A 20,649-nucleotide genomic window follows, 5' to 3' on the forward strand; every position below is an offset into this window, starting at 1 on the left:
CTGCTACTTGACCTTCTGGGCGGAGGGGGAGAGGAGGGACGAGCCGACCGGGGCGCCGTGGCCCAGGACGCCGTGATCGTATGCGGTCTCGGCGTGCACCGTAAGGTCGAGGCCGGTGTGCTCCTGCTCCTCGCTCGCCCGCAGGCCCAGCGCCCTGTCGAGCAGCTTGCCCAGGCCGTACGTCACCGAGAAGGCGTACCCCGCGACGACGGCCACGGCGAGCAGCTGCTTGCCGAGCGGGGCGAGCCCGCCGCCGTAGAACAGGCCCTCGGTCCCGCCGGTCATCGCCTTCTCGGCGAACAGGCCGATCAGCAGGGTGCCGATGACGCCGCCGACCAGGTGGACGCCGACGACGTCCAGGGAGTCGTCGTAGTTCAGCCGGAACTTCCAGCTCACCGCGTAGGAGCAGACGACACCGGCGGCGAGGCCCACGACCAGGGCGCCGAGCAGGGAGACCGTGCCGCACGAGGGGGTGATGGCGACCAGGCCGGCCACCGCGCCGGAGGCGGCGCCCAGGGTGGTGGGGTGGCCGTCGCGGCGCTGCTCGACGAAGAGCCAGCCGAGCAGGCCGGTGCAGCCGGCGGCGAGCGTGTTGAGGAACGCGGCCGCGGCCAGGCCGTTCGCGCCGAGCGCGGAGCCGGCGTTGAACCCGAACCAGCCGAACCAGAGGAGACCGGCGCCGAGGACGACCATCGGCAGGTTGTGCGGGCGCATGGCGTCCTTCTTGAAGCCGAGGCGGGGGCCGAGGACGAGGCACAGCGCCAGCCCGGAGGCGCCGGAGGTGATCTCGACGGGCAGGCCGCCCGCGAAGTCCAGGGCGCCCAGCCTGCCGAGGATCCAGCCGCCCGGGCCCCACACCCAGTGGGTGACCGGGACGTACACGAGGAGCGTCCACAGCGGTACGAAGACCAGCCACGCCGAGAACTTCGTGCGGTCGGCGACGGCGCCGCTGATCAGAGCGGCCGTGACGATCGCGAAGGTCAGCTGGAAGGTGGCGAACAGGACGGCCGGGACCGTGCCGTGCACGCTGTCCGGGCCCAGCCCGCGCATCCCGGCCTGGTGGAGGCCGCCGATCAGCCCGCCGCCGACGTCGTCGCCGAAGGCGAGGGAGTAGCCGGCCGCCAGCCACACCACCGTGACCAGGGCGATCGACACGAAGCTCATCATCAGCATGTTGAGGACGCTCTTCGTGCGGACCATGCCGCCGTAGAACAGGGCGAGGCCCGGGGTCATCAGCAGGACGAGGGCGGTCGCGGCGAGCAGCCAGGCGGTGTCGCCGGTGTTCACGTGGGCTGCGGCGTGGGTCACGGGCGTCTCCAACGGGTGGGGGCTGCGTCAGAGGGTCACCGGTGTGCGTTTCCGGTCGCGTACGGGTGTGTTTCCGTGACGTTTCGTTGCGTGCGGGTTTCCGGAAGCTCACCGCGCGGGGTGTGCGGCGGCCGTGGTGCGGCGCCGCTCTGTGGATCAGGGAGAATGGGCGGCATGAGCGTTCGTACCCAGACTTCCGAGCAGCCGGCCGAGACCGTCCACCGCGCCGGCTTCGCCTGCTTCGTGGGCCGCCCCAACGCGGGCAAGTCCACCCTCACGAACGCTCTGGTCGGGCAGAAGGTGGCGATCACCTCCAACCGCCCCCAGACCACCCGGCACACGGTGCGGGGCATCGTGCACCGGCCCGACGCCCAGCTCATCCTGGTCGACACCCCTGGGCTGCACAAGCCGCGCACGCTGCTCGGCGAACGCCTCAACGACGTGGTCCGCACGACCTGGGCCGAGGTCGACGTGATCGGCTTCTGCCTGCCGGCGGACCAGAAGATCGGCCCGGGCGACCGGTTCATCGCCAAGGAACTGGCGGGGATCAAGAAGACCCCGAAGGTCGCCATCGTGACGAAGACCGACCTCGTCGACTCCAAGGCTCTCGCCGAGCAGCTCATCGCCATCGACCAGCTGGGCAAGGAGCTGGGCATCGAGTGGGCGGAGATCGTGCCGGTGTCGGCGGTCGGGTCCAAGCAGGTGGACCTCCTGGCCGACCTCCTGGTCCCGCTGCTTCCGGAGGGACCCGCGCTCTACCCCGAGGGCGACCTGACGGACGAGCCCGAGCAGGTGATGGTGGCCGAGCTGATCCGGGAAGCCGCGCTGGAGGGCGTCCGGGACGAGCTGCCGCACTCCATCGCGGTCGTCGTCGAGGAGATGCTCCCGCGCGAGGACCGGCCCGCCGACCGGCCGCTGCTGGACATCCACGCCAACGTCTACATCGAGCGCCCCAGCCAGAAGGGCATCATCATCGGCCCCAAGGGCAAGCGCCTGAAGGAGGTCGGCATCAAGTCCCGCAAGCACATCGAGGCACTGCTCGGCACGCCCGTCTTCCTCGACCTGCACGTGAAGGTGGCCAAGGACTGGCAGCGCGACCCCAAGCAGCTGCGCAGGCTGGGTTTCTGACCCTTCGCGCCGCCTGGAGGACCGGTTTCAGGGTCTTTCGTTTGGATCATGCCGGGCTCGCGGGCCCTGGCACCGCGCCTCGCCGCGTTGTCGTCGGTTGCCATGGCTCCGCCATGGCGCCCTCCTCCGCCTTGCGATGCACGGCACCAGACCCCGCTCCCTGATCCGGCCTGATCCAAACGAAAGACCCTAGCCGACGGCTTCCGTCGGGGTCATGTCCTGCGTCCCCACCACCCGCAGCAGCTCCAGCCTCTCGTGCGACTCCGTGCCCGGGCGGGCCGTGTGGATGATCAGGTGGTGGCGGCTGTGGTGGCTCAGCAGGACCTCGCAGTCCAGTTCCAGCAGGCCCACCACCGGGTGCAGGAAGCGCTTGGTGCCCGGGCGGCGCAGGGACACCTCGTGTTCCTCCCAGAGCCGGGCGAACTCCTCGCTCTCCGCCCGCAGTTCGGCCACCAGGGCCGCCGGTTCCGGGTCGTCGGGGCGGGCCGCGGCCACCGCGCGGAGGTTGGCCACGTGGTCCCGGGCGTGGGCCGGGTAGTCCTCCGGCGGGAAGAGCGCGCGAGCCGTGGGATCCAGAAAGAACCGGCGGGTGAGGTTCCGCTCGCGCGGCGGGCGGGTGAGCACGTCCCCGACCAGCGCCTTGGCCAGCGCGTTCTGCGCCAGCACCGCCCCCAGGTCCGTGACCACCTGCGCCGGTGAGTCGTACAGCCGGTCCAGGACCAGCAGCAGCCCCGGCCGGACGTGCGCCGAGGCCGCGTCCCGGCGCGGCGGCTCCTCGCCCACCAGGTGGAACAGGTGGTCCCGTTCGTCTTCGGTCAGCCGCAGCGCCCGCGCCAGCGCCGTGAGCATCTGACGGGACGGACGCGGGCCCCGGGACTGTTCCAGGCGCGTGTAGTAGTCGACCGACATCCCGGCCAGCGCCGCCACCTCCTCCCGGCGCAGTCCGGGCGTGCGGCGGCGGGCGCCGGGCGCCAGGCCCACGTCGGACGGTTCCAGACGGGCGCGGCCACGGCGCAGGAAGTCGGCGAGTTCGGCTCGGTTCACCCCTCCAGGCTGCGGCAGACCGGCCGGCTTATCCAGGGACTGCCGGTCCCCCGATCAGGAGGTCTCTCCCGGCGGCGCCGCCCACCGCCGAGGCTGGGCGCACCGAACGAGACCCGATCGAGAAGGAGCACCACCATGCTGACCCTGGTCACCGGCGCCACCGGACAGGTGGGCCGCGGGTTCGTCCCCCGCCTGCTCTCCCAGGCCCGCCCCGGCGAGCGGGTGCGGGTGATCGTCCGCGACGAGACCCGCGCCGCCGCCCTCGCCGAGCGCGGCGCCGAGGTCGTCGTCGGCGACCTGCGCGACACCGACGTCCTCGGCAAGGCGCTCACCGGGGCGGACGCCGTCGTGAACATCGCCGCTTCCTTCCGGGGCGTGCCGGACGAGGAGATACGGGCCGTCAACCGGGACGCCGCGGTGGAGCTGGGCCGGGCGGCCGTCGCCTCCGGAGTACGGCGGTTCGTGCAGGCCAGCACCATCCTGGTGTACGGCGAGGGACGAGGCCGGCCGCACGTCGAGGACGACCCGTCCGTGCCGGGCGGGCCGATGTGGATGACGTACCCGGAGTCCAAGCTGGAGGCCGAGCACGGGCTGCTCGCGCTGGAAGGGCTGGACGTCCGGATCGGCCGCCTCGCCTTCGTGTACGGCGAGGGCGACCCGCACCTGCCGGGCATCACCCGCTGGACCGCGACCCAGCCGGCCACCAAGCGGCACCACCTGGTGCACGTCGCCGACGCCGCCCAGGGCCTGCTACGCCTGCTGTACGCCCCCGGCGCCGACGGCCGTGTCTACAACATCGCCGACGACGCCCCCGTCACCGTGCTGGAGATCCACCAGCTGCTCGGCGCCGAACCGCCGGCGGACGGACCGGACCCGGACCCCTGGTACGGCATCGCGTCCACCGACCGCGTCCGCCGCGAACTGGGGTACCGGCCGCACTTCCCGACCCTGTGGGCGGCGCGGGACGCCGGCGCCCTATGAGGGCGGGCGCTGGGCTCGCAGCAGCTCCCGGAACCAGTGGTAGGAGGCCTTGGGCGTGCGTTCCAGCGACTCGAAGTCCACGTGCACCAGGCCGAACCGGCGGGCGTAGCCCTCGGCCCACTCGAAGTTGTCCATGAGGGACCACACGAAGTAGCCGCGCACGTCGACCCCGGCCTCGATCGCCCGGTGCAGGGCCCGGACGTGGGCGTCCAGGTAGGCGATGCGGTCCTGGTCGTCGACGCCCTCGTAGGAGCAGCCGTTCTCGGTGATGACGACGGGCGGGAGCCGGTCGCCGTAGCGCTCACGGAACCCGGTGAGCACGTCCGTCAGCCCTTCCGGTACGACCGGCCAGCCGAAGTCGGTCACCGGCCGGCCCTCGATCTCCCGCACGGAGAAGGGCAGTCCGGCCGGCACCGTCAGTCCGCCGAACTCGGTGTCGGTGCCCTGCGGGGCGCCCACCCGCGTCGGGGCGTAGTAGTTGACGCCGTACCAGTCGACCGGCTCGGCGATCACCTCCAGGTCGGCCTCGACGTCCCCCGGCATCAGCTCGCCCATGCCCTCCGGGTACGCCCCCAGGATGACCGGCTCGGCGAACAGGCGGTTGAGCAGCAGGTCGTAGAAGCCGGCCGCGTCCTCGTCCGCCTGCTCCGGTGAGGCGGGCCAGACCGGGCCGTGGGAGTTGGCGATGCCGATGTCCGTGGCGCCGGCCGCGCGCAGGGCCCGGACCGCGAGGCCGTGGGCGAGGAGCTGGTGGTGGGCGACGGGGAGGGCGTCGAAGAGCAGGTGCCGGCCGGGGGCGTGGGCGCCGATCGCGTGCCCCAGGAGGGTGTGTTCGGCGGGCTCGTTGAGGGTGATCCAGGTGTGCACCCGGTCGCCGAGCCGGTCCGCCACCACCGCCACGTGGTCGGCGAACCGGGCCGCCGTGTCCCGGTCCAGCCAGTCCAGGTGCGCCGGCAGGTCCCAGTGGAAGAGGGTCGGCACCGGCCGGACGCCGGCTTCGCACAGCGCGTCCACCAGGCGGTCATAGAAGTCCGCGCCGCCGGGGGAGTTCACCCGGGGCCAGGAGACCGAGAAGCGGTAGGCGTCCACGCCGAGACCGGCGAGGAGGGACACGTCCTCCCGGTAGCGGTGGTAGTGGTCGCAGGCCACCGCGGCCGTCGAGCCGTCCTTCACCCGCCCGGGCCCGGCCGTGAACACGTCCCAGACGGACGGCTCCCGCTCCTCGGCCGCGCCCTCGATCTGGTGGGCGGAGGTCGACACGCCCCACAGGAAGCCGGGCGGGAACCGGGGGATCGCCGTGCCTGTGTCAGTCGCCATGGCCGGATCATCCGTACCGGCGGTAACGGAAGTCAACGCCCGTGCGTGGGACGGCCGTTACGCGCCCTCCTTCAGCACCCGCGAGACCAGTTCCCGCTGGGCCTCGGTCAGCAGGGGATCCGCCGCGTACACCGTGCGGCCGTCCACCGTGATCTCGTACCTGAATCCGTCCGGGACGCCCGCCGGAGGGGTGTCCCGGCCGGACGCGAGGGCGCGTTCGGCCAGGGACCGCCACTCCTCGACGTCGGGCCGGCCCGAGGTGTCCATCTCGGCCCGGCGCTCGATGCCCGCGAAACCGCCCGTGCGCCGCACTCGAATACGCATGGGTCCCTGTGTAGTACGGAACTACAGCGTCCGCACCCCGACCTGTTCCCACGCCTTCTGCACGGCCTGGAGTTCGTCTCCCGTGCCGTACCGCTCCCTGGCCGCCTTCACCGTCAGCGTGGCGAAGTCGGCGAAGAGGGCGTCCTCCTTCAGATCGCCGCCGGTCAGCACGTCGTACCAGATCCGCCCGGCCTTCTCCCAGGCGTAGCCGCCGAGGGCGGTGGCGGCCAGGTAGAAGGCGTGGTTGGGGATGCCGGAGTTGATGTGCACGCCGCCGTTGTCGCGGCCGGTGCGGACGTAGTCCTCCATCTTCGCCGGCTGCGGGTCCTTGCCGAGGACGTCGTCGTCGTACGCCGTGCCCGGGGCCTTCATCGAGCGCAGGGCGGTGCCGGTGACGCGCGGTGCGAGGAGCCCGGCGCCGATCAGCCAGTCGGCCTCGGCGGCGGTCTGGCCGAGGGTGTACTGCTTGATCAGCGAGCCGAAGACGTCCGACACCGACTCGTTCAGGGCGCCCGACTGGCCGTAGTACTCCAGGTTCGCGGTGTGCTGGGTGACGCCGTGGGTCAGTTCGTGCCCGATGACGTCGACCGGGATGGTGAAGTCCAGGAAGATCTCGTCGTCGCCGTCGCCGAACACCATCTGCTCGCCGTTCCAGAAGGCGTTGTCGTAGTTCTCGCCGAAGTGCACGGTGGCGTCGAGCGGCATCCCGCTGTCGTCGATGGAGTGCCGGCCGTAGACCTTGAGGTACAGCTCGAAGGTGGCGCCGAGGCCCGCGTAGGCGCGGTTCACCGTGGCGTCGGAGCCGGGCTCGGAGCCCTCCTCGCGGACCTTGGTGCCGGGCAGGTCCTGGGTGTGCCCGGCGTCGTAGACGGTGCGGTGCGGCTTGTCGGCGGCGGCGCCCGCGGGCGGGGCGGCGGAGGCGGCACCGATCACTGTGGTCAGGCGGCGCTTGGTGCGCTGGTAGGCGTCGTGTTCCAGGGACCGGCGGGCCGGACCGGACAGCGCGGGGTCCTCGTTGCGGGCGAGCCTGTCGAGGACGTGCGGCGGCACGATCGTGCAGAAGACGGGCTGGGAGCCCCCGTTGGTCGTCATGTTCCGCACCATTGCACTGCGTGATGTGGCTGTCACTACCTGCCACCATGATTGGTGAAATACCAGGACACCCACCGCGACGGATCGTGACTGTGTGATAGGGCGATGTGGTACGTCGCACTTTTTGTCCGCATTTGCCGCGCGGTCCCGCATACTGGGACAGGCCCGCGCACCCGGAACGGCTCGGCTAGGCTGCGGAGCATCATGCGTTCATGGCTGCTTCTTCTTAGCTGCCGCGGCGAGGGCCTGTAGTCGAGGCCGACTCCCTCCCCGCGGAGCTTGGCGTTGCGTCGTCGGCCGTCCACTCGGATATCCAAGACATCCTGAGGAGCCCACGCCATCATGGCCAACCGCCAGCAGCCCAGCCCCATGCCGATCCACAAGTACGGCCGCTACGAGCAGGTCGACATCCCGGACCGCACCTGGCCGAACAAGCGGATCACCACCGCGCCCCGCTGGCTCTCCACCGACCTGCGCGACGGCAACCAGGCCCTGATCGACCCCATGTCGCCCGAGCGCAAGCGGCGCATGTTCGACCAGCTGGTCAAGATGGGCTACAAGGAGATCGAGGTCGGCTTCCCCGCCTCCGGCCAGACCGACTTCGACTTCGTGCGCTCGATCATCGAGGAAGAGGGCGCGATCCCCGAGGACGTGACCATCTCCGTCCTCACCCAGGCCCGCGAGGACCTGATCGAGCGGACCGTGGAGTCCCTGAAGGGCGCGCGCCGCGCCACCGTCCACCTGTACAACGCCACCGCCCCGGTCTTCCGCCGGGTCGTCTTCCGCGGCTCCAGGGACGACATCAAGCAGATCGCCGTCGACGGCACCCGCCTGGTGATGGAGTACGCCGAGAAGCTGCTGGGCCCGGAGACCGAGTTCGGCTACCAGTACTCCCCGGAGATCTTCACCGACACCGAGCTGGACTTCGCGCTGGAGGTCTGCGAGGCGGTGATGGACGTCTACCAGCCGGGTCCGGGCCGCGAGATCATCCTCAACCTGCCCGCCACCGTGGAGCGTTCGACGCCGTCCACGCACGCGGACCGCTTCGAGTGGATGCACCGCAACCTGACCCGCCGCGAGTACGTCTGCCTGTCCGTCCACCCGCACAACGACCGCGGCACGGCCGTGGCCGCCGCCGAGCTGGCGCTGATGGCCGGCGCCGACCGCGTCGAGGGCTGCCTGTTCGGGCAGGGCGAGCGCACCGGCAACGTCGACCTGGTCACCCTGGGCATGAACCTGTTCTCCCAGGGCGTCGACCCGCAGATCGACTTCTCCGACATCGACGAGATCCGTCGTACGTGGGAGTACTGCAACCAGATGGAGGTCCACCCGCGCCACCCGTACGTGGGCGACCTGGTCTACACGTCCTTCTCCGGCTCCCACCAGGACGCCATCAAGAAGGGCTTCGACGCCATGGAGGCCGACGCGGCGGCCCGCGGGGTCACCGTGGACGACCTGGAGTGGGCGGTGCCGTACCTGCCGATCGACCCGAAGGACGTCGGCCGCTCCTACGAGGCCGTCATCCGCGTCAACTCGCAGTCGGGCAAGGGCGGTATCTCCTACGTCCTGAAGAACGACCACAAGCTCGACCTGCCGCGCCGGATGCAGATCGAGTTCTCCAGGATCATCCAGGCGAAGACCGACGCCGAGGGCGGCGAGATCACGCCGAAGGAGATCTGGGAGGTCTTCCAGGACGAGTACCTGCCGAACCCCGCGAACCCGTGGGGCCGCGTCCAGGTCAGGACCGGCCAGTCGACCACCGACACCGACGGTGTGGACACCCTCACCGTCGAGGCCACCGTCGACGGCGAGGACCGGGTCCTGACCGGTTCCGGCAACGGTCCGATCTCGGCCTTCTTCGACGCTCTGCAGTCCATCGGCATCGACGTACGCCTGCTGGACTACCAGGAGCACACGATGAGCGAGGGAGCCTCCGCGCAGGCCGCCTCCTACATCGAGTGCGCGATCGACGGCAAGGTCCTGTGGGGCATCGGCATCGACGCGAACACGACGCGTGCGTCGCTGAAGGCGGTCGTCTCCGCCGTGAACCGCGCGACGCGCTAGCGCTTCGCCCGCAGCGGACCAGGGGCGTCGGTCGGCGGGCGGGCGCGGCGCCGTCGTGGCTGGTCGCGCCGTTCCCCGCGCCCCTTCGGGGCGCTGCCCCGCCCGGCGTCCACAGGTCCCCGCCCACCGTGCACCGGTGGGCGGGGACCGCCTGTTTCCGGCCAACGCGCCCCCCAGGTCACAGAAAGGTCTCTTACGGGGTACTGACTCCGCCTCGGTGATGTGGCTAACATCACGCCAGCGCGGCGATGTTGCCGTGCGGTTACGGAGGTGCGACGTGCTGCCAGTACGGGGACGAGACGGCCGTGCCGCCAGGGCTGCGCGCATCCTGGGCACCCGCACCGCGTGGACGTCCGTGGGAGACGGCGAGTTCTTCTGCCCCGGTTGCGGCGGCGACCGCAACTACCAGCGGCTCACCGGACGACGCCGGCTCACCCTGCTCGGCATGCCCGTGCTGCCGCGCGGGACGGCCGGACCGGTCGTGGAGTGCGCGGCCTGCGAGCACCACTTCGGCACCGAGGTGCTGGACCACCCCACCACCCGCCGCTTCTCCGCGATGCTCCGGGACGCCGTGCACACCGTCGCCCTCGCGGTGCTCGCCGCCGGCGGCACCAGTTCCCGCGCGGCCCTGGAGACGGCCGCCGCCACGGTCCGTGCGGCCGGCTTCGCCGAGTGCACCGAGGACCAGCTGGCCGCCCTGGTCGACGCCCTCGCCGCCGACACCGGCCGGTACTTCGAGCAGCCGTGCGGGGCCGGGCTGACCATAGAGCTGCACGAGTCCCTGGACCCGCTCGCCCCGCACCTGGCGCCGGCCGGACGCGAGTCCCTGTTGCTCCAGGCCGCCCGCATCGCCCTCGCCGACGGCCCCTACACCCCCGCCGAACGCGACGCCCTCGCCACCGTCGGCGCCGCCCTCACCATCTGCTCCGACGACGTGACCCGCCTCCTGGCCGCGGCCCGCACCCCGTCCTGACCACCCGTCGGGACCGCCCGACCGCCCGCCCTGATCCTCCCCCCTGATCACCCGGACGGAGTAAGACCGCCCCGGTGATCGTGGGGAGCATCAGGGCGTGACCCCGCGCAGCCGCTCCCTCCTCACCAGCCTGGCGCTCCTCGCCCCGCTCACCACCGGGCCGCCCGCCCACGCGGCGACCGCCGGCTGCGCCTCCTCGGTGCCGTACGTGTCCGGGCGGGGCGGGTACACCGTCTACCGCATCCCGGCCGCGGTGAAGACCCGGCGCGGCACCGTCCTGGCCTTCGCCGAGGGCCGGCGCGACGGCGCGGGAGACACCGGTGACATCGACGTCGTCCTGCGCCGCTCCACCGACGGCGGCTGCACCTGGGGCCCGCTGACCGTGGTGGCCGCCGGGCAGGGCCGCACCAGGGGCAACCCGGCGCCCGTGGTCGACCCGCACACCGGCGCGGTCGTCCTGCTCACCTGCGCCAACGGCGGCACCGTGACGGAGGCGCGGATCATGCGCGGCGAGGTCACCGCGGAACAGGGCCGCCGGGTCTTCGTGCAGCGCAGCACGGACGACGGCCGCCGTTTCACCGCACCCCGGGACATCACGGCCCAGGTGACCCGGCCCGGCTGGCGCTGGTACGCCACCGGTCCCGGCCACGCCGTCGCCCTCACCCGCGGCCCGCACTCGCCCGGAGGGGGCGCCCCCAGCCGTCTGCTGGTCTCCGCCGACCACTCCGCGGCCCCGCCCGCCGGCTCCCGGGACACCGGCCAGGAGGCCAGGTACTACGGCGCGCACGTCCTCTACAGCGACGACTCCGGCCGCACCTGGCACCTGGGGGCCGTGGACGACGGATACGACGGCGTGACCAACGCCAACGAGACCAGCGCGGCGCAACTCCCGGACGGACGCGTCTACCTCAGCTCCCGCGACCAGAACGGCACCGCCCCCGGCAACCGCCTCGACACCTACTCCGGTGACGGCGGCCTGACCCTGGACCGCCCCTACACCGTCCAGCCCGCCCTGGACGCCGTCCCGGTGGTCCAGGGCAGCGTCCTCCAGCCGCGGGAACCGGGCGCGCCCCTGCTGTTCTCCGCGCCCTCCGTACCGACCGCACGGCGTGCCGCGGCCCTCTGGGCGAGCACGGACGCCGGCCGCACCTTCCGCAGGCTGCTCACCCTCTCCGACCGGCCGGCCGCCTACTCCGACCTGGTCCAGCTCGCCCCCGGCACGATCGGCGTCCTGTACGAGACCGGCGTCCGGGGCCCGTACGAGTCCCTCCGGTTCCGCAGACTCCGCCTGGGCGCTCCAGGGCCCGGCGGGGGGTGGCGCGGGACGGCCTAGCCGTCGAGGCCGAGCAGGCCGGCCGCCGCCAGCAGCTTGCCGATCTGCTCGACCTCCGCGCCGCTCAGCGGGACCTGCGGTTCGGCGGTCACCGGGCAGTCGATGATCCCGCGCAGATGCAGCGCCGCCTTGAACGCGCCCAGCGCCGCCGAACTGCCGCCCATCCGCGCGGGGTCACCGACACCGGTGATCCCGTACAGCGCGCACAACCGCTCCTGTTCGGCCCGCGCCCCCTCCGCGTCGCCCGCCCGGCACTGGCGGTACAGGCGCACGTAGCCGTGCGGGTCGACATTGGCCAGGCCCGGCACGGCCCCGTCGGCGCCCAGCGCCAGCGCCGCGTCGGTGATCAGCTCCGAGCCGGTCAGCACGCTGAACCCGGGGTGGGCGCGGGCGCCGGTGACCACCTCCCGGAAGGCCGCCAGGTCCCCGCTGGAGTCCTTGACCCCGGCCAGCACGCCGTCCCCGGCGAGCCCCAGCAGCAGGTCCGCGGGGAGTTTGGTGTGCACGGCGACGGGGATGTCGTAGGCGATCACCGGGACCGGACTGGCGGCGGCGATCCGGCGGTAGTGGTGGACGATCTCCGCCGGGTGGGTGCGGGCGTAGAACGGCGCGGTCACGACGACGGCCCGCGCCCCCGCCGAGGCGACCGCCGCGACGTGCTCCAGGACGCGCGGGGTGGTCATGTCGATGGCCCCGGCGAGCACGGGCAGCTGACCGCCCACGTGCGCGGTCACGGCCGCCACCACCCGCTCGCGCTGCGCGTCCGTCAGGAAGGCCGCCTCCGACGTCGAGCCCAGCAGGAACAGCCCGTGCACCCCGGCCTCCACCAGGAAGTCCACCAGGCGCAGCAGCGAGGGCACGTCCACCTCGCGTTCCGGTGTCAGGGGCGTGCAGACGGGCGGGACGACACCGGTGAGCGGGGTCGGAAGGGACATTCACGGCTCCTGGGGCGCTGGGTCTCGGTTCGGCTGGTCCTCCTGGACAGGATGGTGGCACCGGTAGCGGTGTCCGGGCCGTGACGCGGCCGAGAAGTCCGGCATCGACGCGGCGCAGACCTCGTCGGCCCTCCAGCAGCGGGTGCGGAACGGGCAGCCGCTCGGCGGGCGGGTCGCCGAGGGGACCGGCCCGGTCAGCGGGATCGGGTCGACGGGGTCCAGCAGGCCCGGCGTGGCCGAGAACAGGGCACGGGTGTACGGGTGCCGGGCCGCGGCGGTGACCCGGTCCGCCGGGGTCTCCTCCACGATCCGGCCGAGGTACATGGTGATCACCCGGTCGCTCATCCGCCGTACGGTCTGGATGTCGTGCGAGACGAACACCAGGGCGAGACCGAGGCGCTCCTTCAGGTCGAGCAGCAGGTTGAGGATCTGCGCGCGGACCGAGACGTCCAGGGCGCTGGTCGGCTCGTCGGCGACGACCAGCTCCGGGTCGAGGGCGAGCGCGCGGGCGATGGCGACCCGCTGCCGCTGTCCGCCGGAGAGCTGCCCGGGCAGGGCGTCGGCGAGCGCCCGGGGCAGGCCGACGAGGGCCATCAACTCCCGTACCCGTTCCTCGCGTTCGGCCCGCGTACCGCGCCGGTGGACGTCCAGCGGATCGCGCAGGATCCGGCGGACCGTCAGCCGGCGGTTCAGCGCGGTCGACGGGTCCTGGAAGATCATGCCGGTGCCCGCGCCGACCGTGGCCCTGCGCTCGGCGGCCGGCATCGCCCACAGGTCCCGCCCCCGGAACGCCACCGTCCCGGACACCGGCCGCTCGATGCCCACCAGCACCTTCGCCAGCGTCGACTTCCCGCACCCCGACTCGCCGACCACCCCGACCGTCTCACCGGGCGCGACGCGCAGAGCGGCGCCGGTCAGGGCGTACACCCGGTCCCGGCGGAACAGGCCGCCGCTGCGCGCCCGGTGGACGACGTGCGCCTCCCGCACCTCCGCGACAGCGCTCACCGCAGGGCCTCCTCGCTCTGCGCCGACGTCAGGTCGACCGCCGGGTGGTGGCAGGCGGCCGTGTGGGCGGGGGTGCCCGTGAGGACCGGGGCGGTGGTGTGGCACACCTCGGTGGCCAGCGGGCAGCGGTCGGCGAAGCGGCAGCCCGCCGGGAAGTCGGCCGGGGCCGGTACGACCCCCTTGATCTGGGTCATCCGCTCCTCGGCCGACTCCAGCGAGAGCACGCTGCCGAGCAGCCCGCGCGTGTAGTGGTGGGCCGGTGCCGCGACCAGGCCGGCGGTCACCCCGGTCTCCACGATCTGCCCGCCGTACATCACCATCACCCGGTCGGTGACGTCGGCGACCAGTGCCAGATCGTGCGAGACCAGGACCAGTGCGAAGCCCAGCTCGGCCCGCAGCCGCAGCAGCAGCTCCATGACCTGGGCCTGCACGGTGACGTCCAGGGCGGTGGTCGGCTCGTCGGCGACGATCAGCTTCGGGTCGCGGGAGAGGGCCATCGCGATGAGCACGCGCTGGCGCTGCCCGCCGGACAGCTCGTGCGGATAGCTGCGCAGGGTGCGGTCGGGGTCCAGGCCGACCAGCTCCACGAGTTCGCGCGGACCGCGCCTGCCGCCGCGCCGGACGAGCTGCTTCAGCTGGGCCCGGACGGTCATGGCCGGGTTCAGGGAGGACAGGGCGTCCTGGTACACCATGGCCATCTCGTGGCCGAGGAGCCGCCGCCGCGCCCGCGCCGGCTCGGCGAGCAGGTCCCGCTGCCGGAACCGGATGCGGCCGGCGACCCGGGCGCCCTTCGGCTGGAGCCCCATGACGGTCAGCGCGGTCAGCGACTTACCGCAGCCCGACTCGCCCACCAGCCCCAGCACCTCACCGGGGTACACCTCGAAGCCGACCCCGGCCACGACGTCCACGCCCCGGTGCCGGTCCGGGAAGCCGATGGCGAGGTCCTCCACGGCGAGCACCGGCTGTCCGCCGCGGTCCGGCAGCGGCCGGGCCCGGGAGCGCAGCCGCCGGGCGGCCTCGGTGAGACCGGGCAGCGGCAGCACCTCGCCGGTGCCGGGCTCCGGGGTCTCCAGCCGGTCCGCCGGGGGCGCGTCCACCTCGCGGGGCGCCGGCGCCGCCCACGCGTCCGAGACGCCCTCGGAGAGGATGTTCAGCGCCAGCACGGTGAGCAGGATCAGCAGCCCGGGGAAGACGGTCGCCCACCAGCCGCCGGTCAGCACCATTTTCTTGCCGTCGGCGATGACACTGCCCCAGGACGGGTCCGGGGGCCGCACGCCCGCGCCGATGAAGGACAGCGACGCCTCGAACACGATGGCCTCGGCGACCTGGACCGTGCAGAACACCAGCACCGGCGCGGCACAGTTGACGGCCACGTGCCGCAGCACGATGTGCGGGGTGCGGGCGCCGATGACCCGCTCGGCGGTGACGTAGTCCTCGCCGTACTGGTCCAGCACGTTGGCGCGCACGACCCGCGCCACGGGCGGGGTGAAGAGGAACGCGATGGCACAGATCAGCACGCCGATGCCGCCGCCGAACACGGCCACCAGCACGGCCGCGAGCGCGATGCCCGGGAACGCCATCACCACGTCCAGGCAGCGCATCAGCGTCTCGTCCACCGCCTTGCGGGAGGTGGCGGCCAGCGCGCCGACGACGGCGCCGACGGCCAGCGCGAGCGCGGTCGCGCCCAGCCCGATGGCGAGGGACCAGCGGGCGCCGTACATCAGCCGGCTCAGGACGTCCCGGCCGAGGCTGTCCTGCCCCAGCCAGTGCGCCGCCGACGGCGCCCCGGTCCCGCCGGCCGGGTCCTGCTGGTCGAGCGGGTCGTGCGGGGCGAGGACGGGGGCGAGGACGGCGACGACGATGACGACGGCCAGGAAGCAGACGGCGGCCCTGGACAGCGGCGGCAGCCGGCGCAGGCCGCGCGGCCGGACTCCGCCGGGCCGGGAGAGCCGCTTGCCGAGATGCGCGCGCGTCACCATCAGGCCGCCCTCAAACGTGGGTTGACCAGCAGATACAGGATGTCGATGACGAGGTTGACGACGACGAATCCGGTCGCGGTGGTCAGTACGACCCCCTGCACGACGGCCGGGTCGCCGTTCTGTACGGCGTCGATCATCAGCTTCCCCATGCCGGGCAGCGAGAAGATCGTCTCGATGACGACGGCACCGCCGAGGAGGTAGCCGACCCGCAGCCCGAGCACGGTGAGGGGATTGACGAGCGCGTTGCGCAGCACGTTCCGGCCGACGACGACCCGGGGCGGCAGCCCGTTCCCGATCGCCGTCCGGACGTAGTCCTTGTCCAGCTCCTCCACCACGGAGGTCCTCACGATCCGGGTGAGCTGGGCGGCGACCGGCAGGGACAGCGCGAACGCGGGCAGGGCCATGGTCCTCAGCCAGCCGGTGAGGGAGTCGGCGGGGTTGACGTAGCCGCCGGTCGGGAACCAGCCCCGGTCCACGGCCAGGTACTGGATCATCAGCAGCGCCAGCCAGAAGCCGGGCGCGGCCACCCCGACCAGTGAGACGACCCGGATGGCCTGGTCCGGCAGCCGGTCCCGGTACACCGCCGCCGTCACCCCGCCCGCCAGCGCCAGCACGACCGCGAGCGCGAGACCGAGGAAGGTCAGCTGGAGGGTGAGCGGCAGCGCGGTGGTGACCTGGTCGGCCACGGGCGCGCGGGTCAGGGCGCTGGTGCCGAGGTCGCCGTGGAGCAGGCCGCCGACGAAGTGGACGTACCGCAGGGGCAGCGGGTCCAGCAGCCCGTTGCGTTCCCGGAACTCGTGGAGCTGCCCGGGGGTCGGGTTGGCGCCCTGGAAGAACGCCGACGCCGGGTCGGTGTCCGAGAACCGCATCACCAGGAACACGAAGAGCACGATGCCGAGGAGCAGGGGCACGAGCAGGGCGATGCGGCGCAGCAGGATGCGTACGACGGCCGTCATGCCGTCAGGCCCACGTGGCCTGGAGCAGGTTGAGGCCCGGGTACGGCTGGGCCCTTATCCCGCTGAGTTGACGCGGGTCCCAGGCGGTCATCAGCTCGTTGTGGACGACCGGGTAGAGCACCGCCTGCTCGGCGACGACGTCGACGTAGTCCTGGATCATCGCCTTCTTCCTCGCGGGATCCGGCTCCCGGGTCGCCCGGTCCATGTCCCTGAAGAGCCGCCGGGCGACGGGGTGGCCTTCCCACCGCGTGTACCGCATCCACAGGTTCCCGGGCCCGTAGTTGTAGTGCATGATCAGGTCGGCGTCGCGCCCGAACTGGTTGGGGTTGGAGGCCGCCGCGACCACCTGGTAGTCCTGCTTCTGGTCCATCTTGGTGAAGACGGCCGTGGTCTCCTGCGGCGCCAGGGTGGTCCGCACTCCGATCGCGTCCCAGGAGGACTTGACGGTCGGCAGACAGTCCACGATCCAGCTGACGTTGACGGCGAGGATCTCGACGCTGAGGTCGGTGACCCCGGCGGCCTTCAGCAGGGCCCTGGCCCTGTCCGGGTCGTGGTCGTAGACGGTCTTCGCCCGGCGGTAGCCGGGATTTCCCTCGTTGAGGAACGAGGACGCGGGCCTGCCGTGGCCCTTCAGCGCGACCCGCACCATCTTCTCGGTGTCGATGGCGTAGTGCAGCGCCTGGCGGACGCGGACGTCGTCGAAGGGCTTGTGCCGGGTGTTGAACATCAGGAAGAGGTTGTTCATCCCGGCGCCGCCGGCCACCTTCAGCCCGCCCTGCTCCAGCCGGGGGATGTTGGCGTAGGGGATGTTGTCGGCGATCTGCGCGCCGGCGCCGGTCCCGGAGATCTTCGCGACGCGGGGTGCCGCGTCCACGATGGTCAGCCAGTTCATCCTGTGGAAGGCGGGCCTGCGGGGTCCGTTGTAGGCGGCGAACGCCTCGAAGGTGGTGTTCGACTTGGGGTGGTGCGCGGTCTGCCGGTACGGCCCCGAGCCCACCGCCAGCCCCTTGACCGCGTCGTCCCAGGCGCCGGGCCGGGAGAAGACGTGCCGGGGCATGACCTTGGCGAGGGTGAGGCGGGCCAGACCGTCCGGGAAGGGGAACTTGAGGACGAGCTCGATCGTCCGGGCGTCGGTCTTCCGCACGGAGTCCAGCCAGGGGGCGAAGAAACCCTTGGCGAGCGTCTGGGTGTGCGGATCGAGGATCCGGTCGAAGACGAACACGACGTCGTCGGCGGTGACGGGCGTGCCGTCGTGGAAGGTGGCGCCGGGGCGCAGCGAGAAACGCCAGGTGGTGGCGGACGGGTCGCGGGGGATCGCGGTGGCCAGCGCCGGATACGGCTCCCGGGTGATCGGGTCCGTGTCCAGCAGCCCCTCGTAGATGTGGTTGTTGGCGGCCATCGCGAACGCCGACGCGGTCTGCGTGGGGTCCCAGCTGCCGTCGTTGCCGTACCCGATCACGGCGGTCAGCGTGCGGTCCTTGCCGCCACCGCCCCCGGTGTCGTTCGTCGACTCCGGACCGGCGGAACAGGCGGCCAGCGCGGGGGTCAGGGCGGCGGCGGCGCCGAGCGCGCCGGAGTACTTCAGGAACTGCCGGCGAAGCGGTGCCGGTGCGCCGGGGTTCACGTCGTCGTCGCGCACGGGTCCTCCAGCGGGTGGGTGGGGGAGGGGTGAGAGCGGGGGTGATACGACGTCCTACGTCCTACGTCCGGCCGGTAGCGCGACCATAGGAGCGCCCCCGGGACCGGTCAAGACGGCGCACACGAATGGGGCATCCGCCAGAGGCCGCCCCCATGGGCGGGCGGCGAGACGGGATGGACACCGGACCCCGCCCGGACGAGGGCCGCGCGGCTGCTGAGCGCCGGCGGGCGTCTCGCAGGTGCCCGGGCCCTAGCCGGCGTCGCGTCCCGGACGGCCGGGGGGCGAGGGCCCCGGTCGGTCGCATGCGGCGGGGCGCCGGTGGCCTTCCCGCCGGATCGTCGTCCGTGTTCGCGCCCGTCCTGGTTACCCGGCGGGGAGCCGGCGATCCCGCGCGTCCTGCCGGCCCGCGCCGCCGGCCGAGCGACCGCGCACCGACGCACGCGGCTCGCCTCCGGCCGCCAGGGGGCAGCAGGCCGGCGCCGCCGGCGGCCCCCCGTGCCGGGCGCCGGGTCCGGCCGAGCTGTCCGGCGGAGTCCGGGCGGCCCCGTTCACCCCGGCCGTGCCGGTCCCGCGCACCGCCGGCTCGGCCGCACCCGCGCCGGTTCCGGCCTCCGCACCGACGCACGCGGCTCGTGTCCGGCGGCCAGCGGGCAGCAGGCCGGCGCCGCCGCCGGCTCGGCCGCATCCGCGCCGGTTCCGGCCTCCGCACCGACGCACGCGGCTCGCCTCCGGCCGCCAGCGGGCAGCACGCCGGCGGCCCGCCCGTGCCGGGCGCCGGGTCCGGCCGAGCTGTCCGGCGGAGTCCGGGCGGCCCCGTTCACCCCGGCCGTGCCGGTCCCGCGCACCGCCGGCCCGGCCGCACCCGCGCCGGTTCCGGCCTCCCCGCCCCGCGCGCGACAGTGCCGCCCCCGGCATGGGCGAGAATGGGTCCATGAGCCTGTTCCGCGACGACGGCATCGTGCTGCGCACCCAGAAGCTGGGTGAGGCGGACCGGATCATCACGCTGCTCACCCGCGGTCACGGCCGGGTGCGGGCCGTCGCCCGGGGCGTGCGGCGTACGAAGTCCAAGTTCGGCGCCCGGCTCGAACCCTTCTCCCACGTCGACGTGCAGTTCTTCGCGCGGGGGAGCGAACTGGTCGGACGCGGACTGCCGCTGTGCACGCAGAGCGAGACCATCGCGCCCTACGGCGGCGGCATCGTCACCGACTACGCGCGCTACACCGCCGGGACCGCCATGCTGGAGACGGCCGAGCGGTTCACGGACCACGAGGGCGAGCCGGCCGTCCAGCAGTACCTGCTGCTGGTCGGGGCCCTGCGGACGCTCGCCCGGGGCGAGCACGCGCCGCACCTCGTCCTCGACGCCTTCCTGCTGCGCTCCCTCGCCGTCAACGGCTACGCGCCCAGCTTCGGCGACTGCGCGAAGTGCGGGATGCCCGGCCCCAACCGGTTCTTCTCCGTCGCCTCCGGCGGCTCCGTCTGCGCCGACTGCCGGGTGCCCGGCAGTGTCGTACCGTCCCCGCAGACCCTCGTGCTGCTGGGGGCGCTGCTTACGGGAGACTGGGAGACGGCGGACGCGTGCGAGGCACGGTACGTCCGCGAGGGCAGCGGGCTGGTGTCCGCCTACCTGCACTGGCACCTGGAGCGCGGACTGCGCTCCCTGCGGTACGTAGAGAAGTAAGCACGGCACGTTCGAGGAGACGAGAAGCACATGGTCGTACGCGGGATCCTGGGGCGCCAGCGGCGCGAGTACAAGGCGCCGGAGCCGCATCCCTCCGGTGCCCGCGCGCCCAAGCTCCCGGGTGAGCTGGTCCCGAACCACGTGGCGATCGTCATGGACGGCAACGGGCGGTGGGCCAAGGAACGGGGGCTGCCGCGCACCGAGGGGCACAAGGTCGGCGCCGAGCGGGTGCTGGACGTGCTCCAGGGCTCCATCGAGGTCGGCGTCCGCAACATCTCCCTGTACGCCTTCTCCACCGAGAACTGGAAGCGGTCGCCCGAGGAGGTCCGCTTCCTGATGAACTTCAACCGCGACTTCATCCGCAAGACCCGCGACCAGCTCGACGAACTGGGCGTGCGGGTGCGCTGGGTGGGCCGGATGCCGAAGCTGTGGAAGTCGGTGGCGAAGGAGCTCCAGGTAGCGCAGGAACAGACCAAGGGCAACGACCTGCTCACCCTGTACTTCTGCATGAACTACGGCGGCCGTGCGGAGATCGCCGACGCGGCGCAGCGGCTCGCCGAGGACGTGAAGGCGGGCCGGCTCGACCCGTCCAAGGTCAACGAGAAGACCCTCCAGAAGTACCTGTACTACCCGGACATGCCGGACGTCGACCTGTTCCTGCGGCCGAGCGGTGAGCAGCGCACGTCCAACTACCTGCTCTGGCAGAGCGCGTACGCCGAGATGGTCTTCCAGGACGTGCTGTGGCCCGACTTCGACCGCCGTGACCTGTGGCGGGCCTGCGTCGAGTTCGCCTCCCGCGACCGCCGCTTCGGCGGCGCCGTCCCGAACGAGGAACTGCTCGCCATGGAAGCCGCCATGAAGGGTGATTCCACCTCGTAGCCATCGTCGGTTCA

At 72.7% G+C, this 20,649-nt stretch carries 17 protein-coding genes; 7 read left to right on the top strand and 10 right to left on the bottom strand.

All coding sequences use genetic code 11. From position 1 onward, the window contains the following. Positions 1 to 3: 3 nt before the first annotated feature. A complete protein-coding gene (locus LG395_RS32835; protein ID WP_171156497.1) occupies positions 4 to 1,308 on the bottom strand; it encodes an ammonium transporter in 1,305 nt (434 codons plus the stop codon). A 174-nt stretch (positions 1,309 to 1,482) separates the two neighbouring features. Here LG395_RS32835 and era point away from each other — a divergent pair, with 174 nt between their 5' ends. Next, positions 1,483 to 2,436 (top strand): GTPase Era, encoded by a 954-nt coding sequence (era, locus tag LG395_RS32840; RefSeq protein WP_171156499.1) that lies wholly within the window; start codon positions 1,483 to 1,485, stop codon positions 2,434 to 2,436. Positions 2,437 to 2,625: 189 nt separating this feature from the next. On the opposite strand, the gene LG395_RS32845 is transcribed toward era, so the two are convergent. Next, positions 2,626 to 3,480 (bottom strand): helix-turn-helix transcriptional regulator, encoded by an 855-nt coding sequence (locus LG395_RS32845; protein ID WP_225812275.1) that lies wholly within the window; start codon positions 3,478 to 3,480, stop codon positions 2,626 to 2,628. Positions 3,481 to 3,615: 135 nt separating this feature from the next. Here LG395_RS32845 and LG395_RS32850 point away from each other — a divergent pair, with 135 nt between their 5' ends. Continuing rightward, a complete protein-coding gene (locus LG395_RS32850) occupies positions 3,616 to 4,461 on the top strand; it encodes an NAD-dependent epimerase/dehydratase family protein (RefSeq protein WP_225812276.1) in 846 nt (281 codons plus the stop codon). On the opposite strand, the gene LG395_RS32855 is transcribed toward LG395_RS32850, so the two are convergent. The 3 genes from LG395_RS32855 to LG395_RS32865 are packed head-to-tail and all read right to left on the bottom strand — an operon-like array spanning position 4,456 to position 7,194. Next, positions 4,456 to 5,778 carry a GH1 family beta-glucosidase gene (locus LG395_RS32855; protein WP_225812277.1) on the bottom strand — a complete coding sequence of 441 codons (1,323 nt, stop codon included), beginning with the start codon at positions 5,776 to 5,778 and terminating at the stop codon, positions 4,456 to 4,458. The two genes, LG395_RS32850 and LG395_RS32855, sit on opposite strands and share 6 nt — an antisense overlap. A gap of 57 nt (positions 5,779 to 5,835) precedes the next feature. Beyond that, positions 5,836 to 6,102 (bottom strand): protealysin inhibitor emfourin, encoded by a 267-nt coding sequence (locus tag LG395_RS32860; protein ID WP_225812278.1) that lies wholly within the window; start codon positions 6,100 to 6,102, stop codon positions 5,836 to 5,838. Positions 6,103 to 6,123: 21 nt separating this feature from the next. After that, positions 6,124 to 7,194, bottom strand: a complete 1,071-nt coding sequence (locus LG395_RS32865) for a M4 family metallopeptidase (protein WP_225812279.1) — start codon at positions 7,192 to 7,194, stop codon at positions 6,124 to 6,126. 342 nt (positions 7,195 to 7,536) lie between these two features. On the opposite strand from LG395_RS32865, the gene leuA reads away from it, so the two are divergent. From leuA to LG395_RS32880, 3 genes are all read left to right on the top strand, one after another. Then, positions 7,537 to 9,258, top strand: coding sequence for a 2-isopropylmalate synthase (leuA, locus tag LG395_RS32870; RefSeq protein ID WP_225812280.1), 1,722 nt, complete (start codon positions 7,537 to 7,539; stop codon positions 9,256 to 9,258). 277 nt (positions 9,259 to 9,535) lie between these two features. Next, positions 9,536 to 10,231 (top strand): tellurite resistance TerB family protein, encoded by a 696-nt coding sequence (locus tag LG395_RS32875; protein ID WP_171156512.1) that lies wholly within the window; start codon positions 9,536 to 9,538, stop codon positions 10,229 to 10,231. Between the two features lie 97 nt (positions 10,232 to 10,328). Further along, complete coding sequence (locus LG395_RS32880; protein ID WP_225812281.1) at positions 10,329 to 11,564, top strand: sialidase family protein; 1,236 nt, start codon at positions 10,329 to 10,331, stop codon at positions 11,562 to 11,564. Here LG395_RS32880 and LG395_RS32885 read toward each other — a convergent pair. Genes LG395_RS32885 through LG395_RS32905 form a run of 5 tightly spaced genes read right to left on the bottom strand, consistent with a single transcriptional unit; the run spans position 11,561 to position 18,078 of the window. Then, on the bottom strand, positions 11,561 to 12,499 hold the full coding sequence (locus LG395_RS32885; protein WP_171156516.1) for a dihydrodipicolinate synthase family protein: 939 nt from the start codon (positions 12,497 to 12,499) through the stop codon (positions 11,561 to 11,563). The two genes, LG395_RS32880 and LG395_RS32885, sit on opposite strands and share 4 nt — an antisense overlap. After that, on the bottom strand, positions 12,500 to 13,504 hold the full coding sequence (locus tag LG395_RS32890; protein ID WP_225812282.1) for an oligopeptide/dipeptide ABC transporter ATP-binding protein: 1,005 nt from the start codon (positions 13,502 to 13,504) through the stop codon (positions 12,500 to 12,502). Further along, a complete protein-coding gene (locus LG395_RS32895; RefSeq protein WP_225812283.1) occupies positions 13,501 to 15,483 on the bottom strand; it encodes a dipeptide/oligopeptide/nickel ABC transporter permease/ATP-binding protein in 1,983 nt (660 codons plus the stop codon). The genes LG395_RS32890 and LG395_RS32895 overlap by 4 nt, the downstream gene beginning before the upstream one ends. Next, positions 15,483 to 16,439 carry an ABC transporter permease gene (locus tag LG395_RS32900; protein WP_225812284.1) on the bottom strand — a complete coding sequence of 319 codons (957 nt, stop codon included), beginning with the start codon at positions 16,437 to 16,439 and terminating at the stop codon, positions 15,483 to 15,485. Before LG395_RS32900 ends, LG395_RS32895 begins: the two co-directional genes overlap by 1 nt. A gap of 4 nt (positions 16,440 to 16,443) precedes the next feature. Further along, complete coding sequence (locus tag LG395_RS32905; RefSeq protein WP_225812285.1) at positions 16,444 to 18,078, bottom strand: ABC transporter substrate-binding protein; 1,635 nt, start codon at positions 18,076 to 18,078, stop codon at positions 16,444 to 16,446. 931 nt (positions 18,079 to 19,009) lie between these two features. Here LG395_RS32905 and recO point away from each other — a divergent pair. Together recO and LG395_RS32915 are read left to right on the top strand one after the other, a co-directional pair. After that, entirely contained in the window at positions 19,010 to 19,756 is a 747-nt protein-coding gene (gene recO / locus LG395_RS32910; protein WP_132783564.1) for a DNA repair protein RecO, read from the top strand. A gap of 30 nt (positions 19,757 to 19,786) precedes the next feature. Beyond that, positions 19,787 to 20,635, top strand: a complete 849-nt coding sequence (locus LG395_RS32915; protein WP_171156527.1) for an isoprenyl transferase — start codon at positions 19,787 to 19,789, stop codon at positions 20,633 to 20,635. Positions 20,636 to 20,649 lie beyond the last annotated feature (14 nt).

The organism is Streptomyces spinosus (genome assembly GCF_020400655.1).
Lineage (GTDB): Bacteria > Actinomycetota > Actinomycetes > Streptomycetales > Streptomycetaceae > Streptomyces > Streptomyces argyrophylli.